General features: G+C 40.3%; 11 protein-coding genes and 1 pseudogene. 6 read left to right on the top strand and 6 right to left on the bottom strand.

Going from position 1 to position 10461, the window contains the following annotated elements; genetic code table 11:
• The first annotated feature begins 409 nt into the window (after nt 1–409).
• The 5 genes and pseudogenes from secD (at nt 410) to SLP02_RS10650 (ending at nt 6553) form a co-directional block, all read left to right on the top strand.
• The gene (gene secD, locus SLP02_RS10670; RefSeq protein ID WP_319420637.1) at nt 410–1834 is read left to right on the top strand and encodes a protein translocase subunit SecD; all 1425 of its coding nucleotides are present in this window, start codon (nt 410–412) and stop codon (nt 1832–1834) included.
• Between the two features lie 80 nt (nt 1835–1914).
• Nucleotides 1915–2868: a protein translocase subunit SecF gene (secF, locus tag SLP02_RS10665; protein ID WP_319420636.1), complete on the top strand. Its 954-nt coding sequence runs from the start codon at nt 1915–1917 to the stop codon at nt 2866–2868.
• A gap of 45 nt (nt 2869–2913) precedes the next feature.
• Nucleotides 2914–3288 carry a hypothetical protein gene (locus SLP02_RS10660; protein ID WP_319420635.1) on the top strand — a complete coding sequence of 125 codons (375 nt, stop codon included), beginning with the start codon at nt 2914–2916 and terminating at the stop codon, nt 3286–3288.
• A gap of 138 nt (nt 3289–3426) precedes the next feature.
• Complete coding sequence (locus SLP02_RS10655) at nt 3427–5070, top strand: alpha-amylase family glycosyl hydrolase (RefSeq protein WP_319420634.1); 1644 nt, start codon at nt 3427–3429, stop codon at nt 5068–5070.
• 531 nt (nt 5071–5601) lie between these two features.
• A pseudogene (locus tag SLP02_RS10650) lies at nt 5602–6553 on the top strand (IS630 family transposase).
• Here the strand turns inward: SLP02_RS10650 and rpe are convergent.
• The 5 genes from rpe to SLP02_RS10625 all read right to left on the bottom strand — a co-directional run bounded on the left by rpe (nt 6537) and on the right by SLP02_RS10625 (nt 9874).
• Complete coding sequence (gene rpe / locus SLP02_RS10645; RefSeq protein WP_319420633.1) at nt 6537–7250, bottom strand: ribulose-phosphate 3-epimerase; 714 nt, start codon at nt 7248–7250, stop codon at nt 6537–6539. The pseudogene SLP02_RS10650 and the gene rpe sit on opposite strands and share 17 nt — an antisense overlap.
• Nucleotides 7251–7422: 172 nt before the next feature.
• Nucleotides 7423–7575, bottom strand: coding sequence for a hypothetical protein (locus SLP02_RS10640; RefSeq protein WP_319420632.1), 153 nt, complete (start codon nt 7573–7575; stop codon nt 7423–7425).
• Between the two features lie 6 nt (nt 7576–7581).
• Nucleotides 7582–7728 (bottom strand): hypothetical protein, encoded by a 147-nt coding sequence (locus tag SLP02_RS10635; RefSeq protein ID WP_319420631.1) that lies wholly within the window; start codon nt 7726–7728, stop codon nt 7582–7584.
• A gap of 807 nt (nt 7729–8535) precedes the next feature.
• Nucleotides 8536–9294 carry an SDR family oxidoreductase gene (locus SLP02_RS10630; RefSeq protein WP_319420630.1) on the bottom strand — a complete coding sequence of 253 codons (759 nt, stop codon included), beginning with the start codon at nt 9292–9294 and terminating at the stop codon, nt 8536–8538.
• Nucleotides 9295–9583: 289 nt separating this feature from the next.
• Entirely contained in the window at nt 9584–9874 is a 291-nt protein-coding gene (locus SLP02_RS10625) for an MDR/zinc-dependent alcohol dehydrogenase-like family protein (protein ID WP_319420629.1), read from the bottom strand.
• A 17-nt stretch (nt 9875–9891) separates the two neighbouring features.
• Between SLP02_RS10625 and SLP02_RS10620 the strand changes: the two genes are divergently transcribed.
• Complete coding sequence (locus SLP02_RS10620; protein WP_319420628.1) at nt 9892–10044, top strand: hypothetical protein; 153 nt, start codon at nt 9892–9894, stop codon at nt 10042–10044.
• Nucleotides 10045–10118: 74 nt separating this feature from the next.
• Here the strand turns inward: SLP02_RS10620 and SLP02_RS10615 are convergent, their stop codons facing one another.
• A complete protein-coding gene (locus SLP02_RS10615) occupies nt 10119–10259 on the bottom strand; it encodes a hypothetical protein (protein ID WP_319420627.1) in 141 nt (46 codons plus the stop codon).
• Nucleotides 10260–10461: the final 202 nt, after the last annotated feature.

The raw sequence follows: 10461 nt of genomic DNA, 5'->3' as shown, positions 1-10461 counted from the left end.
ATAAAACTAATTAACTTGGAGTGTAGATTAGCATATCTGTAAAGTGTTATATGCTAGCTAAAATTAAATTAGATATTGCTAAAAAAAGTCAACAGTAATTATCCGCAAATGTTGAATTAAAGGAAATAAAGTCGATCCGTCTATAAATATTTTTAGAGTTCTTTAATAAAGCATTAAATCTTTGATAATCTGCTCATAATTAACTTTAATCTAGCTTTCTGTGTAAAAAATGACCAACGGTCACAGCAGTTCGTCCGTTTAGGGCGGAGTAATCTGTGACTTGAGCAAAATTACAAAAACGGTCGCCAGAACTTATTTGTCGAGAAAGCCGAGTTCTGTAAGAGCATATACTATTTGAAGAGAGAAATAAACTTTTTTGTCTCTTCGAGACTACCGCAGGTGATCGTAAATGCAGAAACAAAGAGCCTATATTATTTTAATTTTGGCATTGGTCGCAGCAGCGATCGCAATTTTAACTACCATTCCCCCCCAGTTAGGACTTGACCTAAGAGGTGGAGCGCAGTTAACCATTCAGGTAAATCCAACTAAAGAAAAGCCTGATGTCAAGCCTACCTCAAGTGATATTGAAGCAGTTAAAAGCGTGCTTCAAAATAGGATTAATGAGTTTGGAGTCTCCGAAACCACGGTGCAAACAATTGGCGAAAACAAAATATTGATTCAGCTACCAGGGGAAAGTCAACCCGAAGAAGCAGAAAGACGTTTGAAAGGAACGGCTAAACTAGAGTTTAAAGAGCAAAAGCAAGGAACAGAAGGTCAGTTAGCTGCCGAATCTCAGGTAAGACAACAGCTTTTGGCACAGCAGACTATCTTAAGCCAAGGTGATTTGCAAACAGGCGATCGAGAAAAGCTGGCAAAAATTCAAGAATCACTCCAGAAATCTAATCAGGCGATCGATGGTTTATTTGCATCCGTTAGTCTGACAGGAACAGACCTGACCGATGCCCGTCCTCAACCAGATTCAACAGGAAAACGTTGGGAAGTAGCAATTAGTTTTAATGACGCTGGGGGGAAAAAGTTTGCTGAGTTAACCAAAAACCTTGCAGGTACTGGTCGTAGTATTGGTATTTTCCTTGACGATCAGTTACTTAGTTCTCCCGTTGTGGGACCAGAGTTTGCTGATACAGGTATTGCTGGAGGTCGAGCGGTTATTACTGGCAACTTTAATATAGACAGTGCCAAAGACCTAGCAATTCAAATAAAAGGTGGTTCTCTACCCTTCCCCATTGCCATCGTCGAAAACCGAACCGTTGGGGCAACTTTAGGACAAGACAGCGTGCGCCGTAGTATTATTGCTGGCTGTGTGGGTTTGGTTTTAGTATTGGTCTTTATGGTGGTTTATTATCGTCTACCTGGGGTAATTGCTGATGTTGCCTTGATTGTTTACGCCTTGTTGACTATGGCTTGTTATGCTTTGGTGGGAGTGACCCTGACTTTACCAGGAATAGCTGGATTTATTCTCAGTATCGGCATGGCGGTAGATGCTAATGTGCTGATTTTTGAGCGCACCAGAGAAGAATTGCGGGCGGGTAAAACTCTTTATCGCTCCGTAGAGTCGGGATTTTTTCGGGCATTTTCAAGTATTTTAGATAGTAACGTCACAACAGCGATCGCCTGTTTGGCTTTACTCTGGCTTGGTTCTGGTTTGGTTAAAGGTTTTGCCGTTACCCTGCTTGTTGGCGTAGTGGTAAGTATGTTTACTGCCGTTACCTGTAGTCGTACCTTGATGCTGTTGGTAGTTTTAAGTTTACCCAAAGTCAGAAAAAAGCCAGAATTATTCTGCCCCAATTTAAAATCAGCAACCAGTAATCAATGAACAACCTCGACAGTTCCTTCAACGCGGGGAACCCGCGCAACGGACTGTCTCGCAATTATCAATTATCAATGAATTGAAAAATGAAATTTAGCGTTACTAAAAGGCGAGGCTTATGGTGGGCAATCTCTGGAACAGCTATGGTTGCCAGTATTGTCATGATGATTATCTCCTTTACCATTTTAAATGCCCCTCTACGTCCAGGTCTTGATTTTATCGGCGGTACTCGCATCCAAATCGCTAAAGATTGCTCGGTAGCAGGCAACTGCAATCAGCCTATAGATACGGCTCAGGTGCGAGAAGTTTTGGATAGTCAGCAATTGGGCAACAGCAGTATTCAGCTATTGGGAGATGAGCAGCAGATACTCTCGGTACGGACAGAAAATATTGATGGCGAACAGCGGACTAAGCTACTGGATGCTTTGAGTAAGGCTATTGGCAAGTTCGATAGTAATACCGTACAAATAGATTCAGTCGGACCAACTATTGGTGAAGAACTCTTTGTTTCAGGAATACTAGCTTTGTTGGTGGCATTTTTTGGCATCATTGTCTATTTGAGCATTCGCTTTCAGTTAGACTATGCCTTATTTGCGATCGCTGCTTTATTCCATGATGTTTTAATTACATCAGGTTTTTTCTCATTCTTAGGCTTAGTAATGGGCTTAGAAGTAGATAGCCTATTCCTGGTATCCCTTTTAACCATCATTGGTTTTTCGGTTAATGATACGGTCGTCATTTACGATCGCATTCGCGAAAACCTAGCAGACACTCCAGAACTATCGATTAATGAAATTGTTGACAATGCCGTTAGCCAGACTTTGGGACGTTCTATCAATACCACTCTGACGACTTTATTACCTCTATTAGGCATCTTCTTTTTTGGGGGACAAACTTTAAAATTCTTTGCTTTAGCCTTAATTATCGGCTTTATTTTGGGTGCATACTCTAGTATTTTTATTGCCAGTACTCTCCTTGCTTGGTGGAGAAACAAAAGAAAAAATACGGTGGCGGGATCTGATTTGCCTATATCAGAATAAAAATAGTCATGGTGAGCAAAACATTCTGCATCTGAGTAAAGCAAAGTGAGCAAATTTCAATCTGATTTTCAGCAGAAGGTATTAAGACTACATCAGTTAACCGTCTATGGTCGCTGGCTATTTGTCTTGTTTAGCTGGCTTACTTTTGGACTTTATGCTCTTTGGAACTTAAAAGCAGAAATTGCCCTATGGCTTGATTACTTTACTTGGGCAGCAGTATATTATGGGCTTCATTTTAATTTCTTGCCTACTGTCTGTCTGGCTTTTTGCGTCGCAGTTACTATATCTGTCTTAGTCTGGCAAAGTCGCAATCTTATTTGGGGTTTGCCAAAGAGCGAAAAACGCCAACTGGAAAAACGAGTAGAGAAAATTTTGGCAAGTGGTAAAAAACACCCTCTTTGGAAATGGATTAATTCTTGATATAAACCCCATCTAGTTAGATTGTTTATTTAAAATAAAAAATTAAATATAAGCAGTAATTTATCTCTCTAGACAGACAAATAATTGAATTGACCTCTGTAATATGGCAGAAACAATTTCAAATATTGAAGAACCAAAATGGCTAACTCGATTGAATTCAAGTTATTTGCTCCTTATAACAATAGTGCAGCCTTAAAAGGTTGTTTTTCTGACTGGTCTGAGATATCCATGCAGAAAAATAAACAAGGTTATTTTCGGGCAAAAGTTGAGTTAGAAGATGGAGTTTACCAGTATAAATTTCGCGTCCAGTCTCAATCTCATTTTTTAGAAGCTGATGAATGGGTTGACGTTAACGATCCTTACGCTACAAATATTGACGATGAGAGTCAAAACAGCGTCATTCAAATTAAAGACGGCAAAAAGATTGTTGATAGCTACGCTTGGCAACACGACGACAAGCCTTTACCCAGTAACGAAGAGTTGGTTATCTACGAACTGTATGTCGGGGGCTTTTCAGGTGGCGAAGGAGAAGGAAAAAAGCGCGGTACATTTAAAGACGTTATTGATAAACTAGACTATCTGAGCGAACTAGGCATCAATGCAGTTGAACTGATGCCCACACAAGAATTTCCAGGAGACAATAGCTGGGGCTATAATCCTCGTCACTATTTTGCTGTTGAGTCTAGTTACGGTTCAACCGCAGATTTAAAGCGTCTGATTGATGAATGTCACAACCGAGGTATGCGCATCTTAATGGACTGTATTTTTAACCATTCTGATACCGAAGCACCCTTAACCAAAATAAACTTCGATTACTGGTACAGTCGTGAACCGTCCGATCCTGATAATAGCTGGGGTCCAGAATTTGACTACGACAAGTACGACAAAAATTTAGATCTCAAACCTGCATGGCAATTTGTGGGTGATATAGTCAGATTTTGGATTGAGGAATATCATATCGACGGTATTCGTTTTGATGCTTCTAAGCAGATTGGCAACTTTGATTTTTTGTCCTGGATAGCCGAACAAGCCAGACAGGCAGTCGGTCAAAAGCCATTTTTTAACACTGCCGAATACATCCCTGAAAATCCCGACTTAGTAGGATACGGCAAGCCCATGGATGCGTGTTGGCATGAAAGCTTTTATCAACAGGCTTTAAAACATATCTGCGGTGATGAGCTTGACCTAGAAGGTTTCAAACAAGTGATTGACTGCCGACAACAGGGTTATGGGGGAACGACTACCGTAATTAACTATATAGCCTGTCACGATCATCAGTATACTCTAGCAGAGTTAGGCGATCGCAAAATCTCCGACAAAGCAGCTTTTAAAAGAGCCAAGTTAGGCGCAGTCTTATTAATGACTGCTGTAGGCGTACCTCTGGTTTGGATGGGTAATGAGTTTGGGGAATACAACCCAGAACAAGAAATCAAAATTGATTGGACTTTACTAAAAAATGACCTCAATAAAAATTTGCTTGACTATTATCAAGGCTTAATTGCTTTGAGGAAAGAAAATCATGCTTTGCGTACTGATAATATTAACTTTTTCTATGAAGATCCTGAGAGTAAAGTCTTGGCATACACTCGCTGGAATGATCAAGGCTCTCGCGTGGTAATTATTATCAATTTTTCGGATGATTTTTTAGAAGATTATACTATCGACCATTTTCCCCAATCAGGTACTTGGCATGAATGGACAAACAACTATGATGTCGAAGCAAAAGAAGGAAAATTAACGATTGATATAGGCGAATTTGAAGCAAAGGTATTTGTAGGCTAATTGTAATATTATGGCATAAATGGCATAATAAGGTTGAAGGCGGTCAAGAGTATTTTGTTTTTAGTATCATAAACAAGTGACAAATAACTGGCGTTGGTAATTTGAGGTATGAAACAGTTAGTAATACTATTTTTAGCTATTAGCCCTTCGAGTTCGGGCGCGTAGTTGCGGACAAGTCCTTACTCTTGCGCCTAGATACAGTTTTCCTCAATAAAATTTTCAACAAGTCGATTAGAGATGGCGACTAGCCGTCACCCTCTCTCGACTTCAATTTAGAGGATTGAACAATCTTTCAAAAGCTAATAGCTACCCCAAATTAATCTTGTTAACCCGAACTCACGTTACTTACAGCAGTTTTCAACTTTTGAGGTAAGGGTTTTCTAAGTGCAAACTCGCCTTTCTCGTAGTGAAACACTATAAGATTTCTTCGCTTTTCTTGCCCAAAATTGTCTAAAATTGCAATTATAGCAATACGTTATAAGGTTAGGACGCTATACTGAATAAATCAAGAAACGAAAGAGAATAGGATTAATGGCATCCCCTTACAGTTACGATTTGCGAGCGAAGGCAATTAAAGCAGTAAAAAGTGGCGAGAAGAAAGTCAATGTATGCCGAATGTTCGCTATCAGTCGTAACACACTGAACTTGTGGCTCAAAAGAGAACAAGTTCAGGGTGACTTCAAAGCGATCGCTCTTCATCAAAAAGGAAAAAAGCCCAAGATTAAAAACCTCCTGCGTTTTCAAGAATTTGTGTTGCAACACAACAACAAAACACAGCAACGAATAGCTCAATTATGGGGGAAGAATCTAACTCAGCAAAATGTCAGCGATGCGATAAGAAAGCTGGGCATAACTAGAAAAAAAGCGGTCAGACCCCGCGTCGCCGACAGGCGCAAGACAAAGGGCTTGCCCGCATGTACGCTGACCAAGACAAACTTATGGGTATCGAGAGAGAAATGAAGAAAAAAGGCAACAATTTCTTGAACGTATCGGTCAAATAGATCGAAGCAAAATCGTCTATGTAGATGAAGCAGGATTCGACAATCGAGACGATTATCCATACGGATATAGCCCGAAAGGAACAAGATGTTATGGATTAAAATCGGGTCGAAGAGTAGACAGGGTTAGTTGGATTGCAGCGTTAAAATCAGGAAAAGTTTTTGCACCGTTGACATATGAGGGATGTTGTAATCGTCAAGTATTTGAGACTTGGTTAGAAAAAAGTTTGCTTCCTCAATTGAAGTCTGGCGACATTATCGTGATTGACAATGCAACCTTTCACAAAGGACAAAGCATTCTTGAAATCGTTCATCATGCAGGATGTGAAATTTGGTATTTGCCCCCGTATTCCCCTGATTTAAACAAAATAGAGCGTTGGTGGTCGGTTCTCAAAACTTGGATGAAACAAAGAATTTACGATTTTGAAACTATCCGAGAGTGTGTTGATTCTGCTTTCGCGCAATGTCCTAATGTCTTCGCGTAATGCTATATCTTGACGATTTTGTTTCTTTCTCGATAGCTGCATAAAGAGTGGCTAAGTTGTCTTTAACCGAGGCTTTAGAATTATAAACGCTCGAACCAGCTACTAAAACAGTTGCTCCTGCTGCTACTGCTAAAGGTGCAGTATCGGAATGAATACCGCCATCTACGGCGATCGCCACATCGAGATTGCGTTCCTGTATAATCTGCTTGAGGCTGGCAATTCTATCTAACTGTGAATGGATAAAAGATTGACCGCCAAAGCCAGGATTTACGGTCATGATTTGCACTAGATCTACTAGATCTAATATAGGTAAGATCGTATCAATTGAAGTACCAGGATTGATGGTTACTCCCGCTTCTATGTCCAACTCTTTAATTGAAGACAAGACTCGATGTAGATGGATGCAGGTTTCTTGATGGACGATAAGGCGATCTGCACCCGCTTTAGCAAAAGCTTCTATATAACGCTCTGGCTGGACAATCATCAAATGAACGTCGAGAAACATATCGGTCAGAGGACGTATTGCAGCTACCGTATCCCAGCCAAAAGAAATGTTAGGCACAAACTGTCCGTCCATAATATCAATCTGGATTCCCTTTACCCCTGCCTCTTGTGCCTCTGTCACTCCTTTACCCAAGTAGGCAAAGTTAGCCGATAAAATCGACGGTTCAATGATTATCTGGTTGTTTGATGCCATTTCTTTGATAGGAAGTTTATGAGTATTTTTATTTTTAAGTTCTAAGCAATTATTATGTTTACCTAGAGAATCAGAATTATCATCTGACCATAGAGCAATTCCGCCTAAAATTCCTGCTATATTAGGTACAGTTTTAACGTTGTCTGGTAAATCGAAGTTAATCTTTTTAGCTCTACCACCACCGATATAAAGGCGATCGTAATGAAAGGCTGCTTCTAGGGAGGCGGCTAATTGAATTCCCTACCTCGTTTAACACCATTGCTTTGATGCCACTACCGCCAATATTTATAGCTAATGTATCCAAAGAGTCGTCGGTATTGTTCATCAGAAATTAATTATAATCATACAAAGCTATTGAGTCATCTGGCTTGACGACAATAACGCGATCAGCAGTAAGGTTGCCTACCGCAGCACCCGCAGCAGCACCCCCAATGGCTTCTCCTACATTTCCCTTACCAAATATTTCACCTAGTACCAATCCTCCAGCAGCTCCAATTCCTGCATCCTCAGCTACCGAACCCGCTGATGTGTCGCGAGGATCTTTGACACCTGTTAAAGTTTGAGATTTAGCATTGATAGGATAACTATACTTGCCGTAAGTTATAGCTGTGGCTACATATCGTAAACCACCATCTGCTGGAACATATTTTCCTTCAATAGTTGCACCTACAGGAACGGTAACATTACCGATTGTTCCTTTTTGAGTGGCAATTAAATTATAGTAATAGACGCGATTATTGTTGAGATAAAGAGTTTTTTGTTGTGCGCTTGTAGCTTCAATAGTTCAGCTTTGGGCGACATACTGGACTGGTTCTTTAGTTAAGGCGATCGCTGGGCTTATAGAGCTAATTAAAAATAGAAAAATAGCCCCAGTAAAAATTGAGCTTTTGTTATGTAAATTCATGATTAAATAATTAAATAGTTGATTGGATAAATTCAACGGTCTTACTGAAACCGTCAAATTGGTTTGTTTAAGAAGGCTGTGGTTCATCACTGCCTACTATTCAAAAGTATTACTTTTGAATAGTTTCTTCTTCTCTTTTCTTGCCCTGATTAGTCAAATCTTGCCCTGATTTTTTCTGACTAAGCTTTTTTTGTAATTGAGAACTTAACTTACTGCTTGCAGCGCGAGCGACAATCCATCAGCGACTAGTTGGTGAATGTGTCATGATAAGGCTCTATTTTACTAGTTAATAGCGCCGAGGCGATCGCTAATTGAGGATTCTAAAGAAACGTACCGCCAGAAACTTCAATTCTCTGGGCATTTACCCAGCGATCGCCTTAATTAGTTCACCGTCAATCCGCCATCGATGACCAAAGGCTGTCCAGTAATGTAGCTAGCAGCATCAGAACAAAGAAACACCACGGCTTGAGCGATTTCTTCGGCTTGCCCTATGCGCCCCATGGGAATCGAGGATATCAAATCGTCACTCGTGCCGCCTGTTTCATCGACGAGGCGATCAATCATATCAGTTGCAATTATGCCAGGGTTAACCGCATTGATCCGAATGCCCTGTTTAGCATAGTCAAGAGAAGCCGAGCGCGTTAGTCCCATAACTGCGTGTTTGCTAGCGATGTAGGGAGATAGCCCAGGAAAACCAATTAAGCCTCCTATCGAGGAATTGTTGACGATGACCCCCGATCCTTGAGACACCATTTGCTGAAGTTCATATTTCATGCTCAAAAAGAGTCCCCGCACATTAATTGACATCAGTTTGTCAAAGTCCTTGATTGACTGTTCGTGCAGGGATTTTGAGGGTGGATCGATGCCTGCATTGTTAAAGGCACAGTCAAGTTTCCCATAAGCTTCAATTGTCTTTTGCACCAAAGCTTTAACATCTGATTCATTCGATACATCTGAGCGCACGAATAAACATTCTGCGCCAGCATCGCGAATTAGTGCAGCCGTTTCCTCTCCTTCTTCCTTGCGTCTGCCTGAGAAAACAACTTTTGCACCAGCAGTACCAAGGGCGATCGCGGTTGCTCTGCCAATTCCCGATGTTCCGCCCGTGACTAAAGCCACTTTATTTTCAAGTGTAAACATATTTTTTTCTCCTTTTAGTCGAGGTTATTAAATGCCAACTTAAGCTATTAATTCAACCTACTTAAAGTGTATTGAAAATTTAATTTTTTATCACTAAGAAAAAGATAAGTTATAAACTCGACGATAGTATAGTAGTGGAATCGTCTCTGTACTAGGATGAGCGTCAAGCTCAAGCACATTCTTCTAATGATTAGAATACACTCTCGGTTGGGCGGATGATGTTTATTAATTCTACAAGTATTAAAGTTTGCGGGTCGATCGTCAGTCAAATAAGTAAAACGAACGATCTTCAATCGGCTGGCGCATTAAGGGTAGACATATCAATCACCAAGCGATAGCGCACCTCTCCTCGGTCGAGTCTGGCAAAACCAGACTCAATATCCGCAGCCGAGATAATTTCAACATCTGCTGAGATATTATGTTGGCTACAAAAGTCAAGCATCTCCTGCGTTTCGAGCGTACCACCTACACCCGAACTTGCCAGCCGTCTTCGTCCCATCGTCAGCATAACAGGGCTAAAGTCCATATCTGCGGGAATGCCAAGGCAGCAAAGTGTGCCGTCAAGCTTAAGCGATCGCAATTGGCGCGCTTTGGGAAGTGTTTGAATGGCTCACTGCCACTATTAACTCAGTTGACGATACGATAGTCGATCTAATTATGGATGCTGTAGGTGCGATCGCAGCATCTCTATTAAGTCTATACGCTTCAAAAAAGAAAAATGCCGTAGAGTCTTCCAATAATAGTTCTTAAACTAAAAGCTGATAGCCACGAATCACCAACGCCTAAAAAACTAAAGCCGAAAAACATCAACGAAAATTTCTTGGTCATCTCATTTCATCTGAGCCAATCCATAACTTACCATCAGGAGTAAATGCAGCAGCAGAAATATCGCTTATGATATCACTGGAATTAGCTTCAAATTTTAATAGTATTCGACTGAATAAAAAATACGCCGTTCTAGACATAGCAATTATGTTGAGTGTAAATGCACAAATTACTTTAAAAATCTAATTGATGAATCTATCTAGAAAACTATTTTGCTGTTAATTTATTTAACTTAATATTTATTTCATTTCCTAAACCAAATTACCTATCTTTAGAAGGATGAAGGATAAACATAATTCTTCTGCAATAAGAGTAAATCAAAAATCAGAAGTTTTATTTCTT

The sequence above is a fragment of the Pleurocapsa sp. FMAR1 genome, assembly GCF_963665995.1.
Lineage (GTDB): Bacteria > Cyanobacteriota > Cyanobacteriia > Cyanobacteriales > Xenococcaceae > Waterburya.
The sequence above is the reverse complement of the archived record's forward strand: the minus strand, read 5'-3'. Positions and strand labels throughout refer to the sequence as shown.

Bases quoted from the DNA above. Each gene is read 5' to 3' on its own strand.
- secD (WP_319420637.1), top strand. From the start codon at position 410: ATGCAGAAACAAAGAGCCTATATTATTTTAATTTTGGCATTGGTCGCA.
- secF (WP_319420636.1), top strand. From the start codon at position 1,915: ATGAAATTTAGCGTTACTAAAAGGCGAGGCTTATGGTGGGCAATCTCT.
- SLP02_RS10655 (WP_319420634.1), top strand. From the start codon at position 3,427: ATGGCTAACTCGATTGAATTCAAGTTATTTGCTCCTTATAACAATAGT.
- rpe (WP_319420633.1), bottom strand. From the start codon at position 7,250: ATGGCATCAAACAACCAGATAATCATTGAACCGTCGATTTTATCGGCT.
- SLP02_RS10640 (WP_319420632.1), bottom strand. From the start codon at position 7,575: ATGAACAATACCGACGACTCTTTGGATACATTAGCTATAAATATTGGC.
- SLP02_RS10630 (WP_319420630.1), bottom strand. From the start codon at position 9,294: ATGTTTACACTTGAAAATAAAGTGGCTTTAGTCACGGGCGGAACATCG.
- SLP02_RS10615 (WP_319420627.1), bottom strand. From the start codon at position 10,259: ATGTCTAGAACGGCGTATTTTTTATTCAGTCGAATACTATTAAAATTT.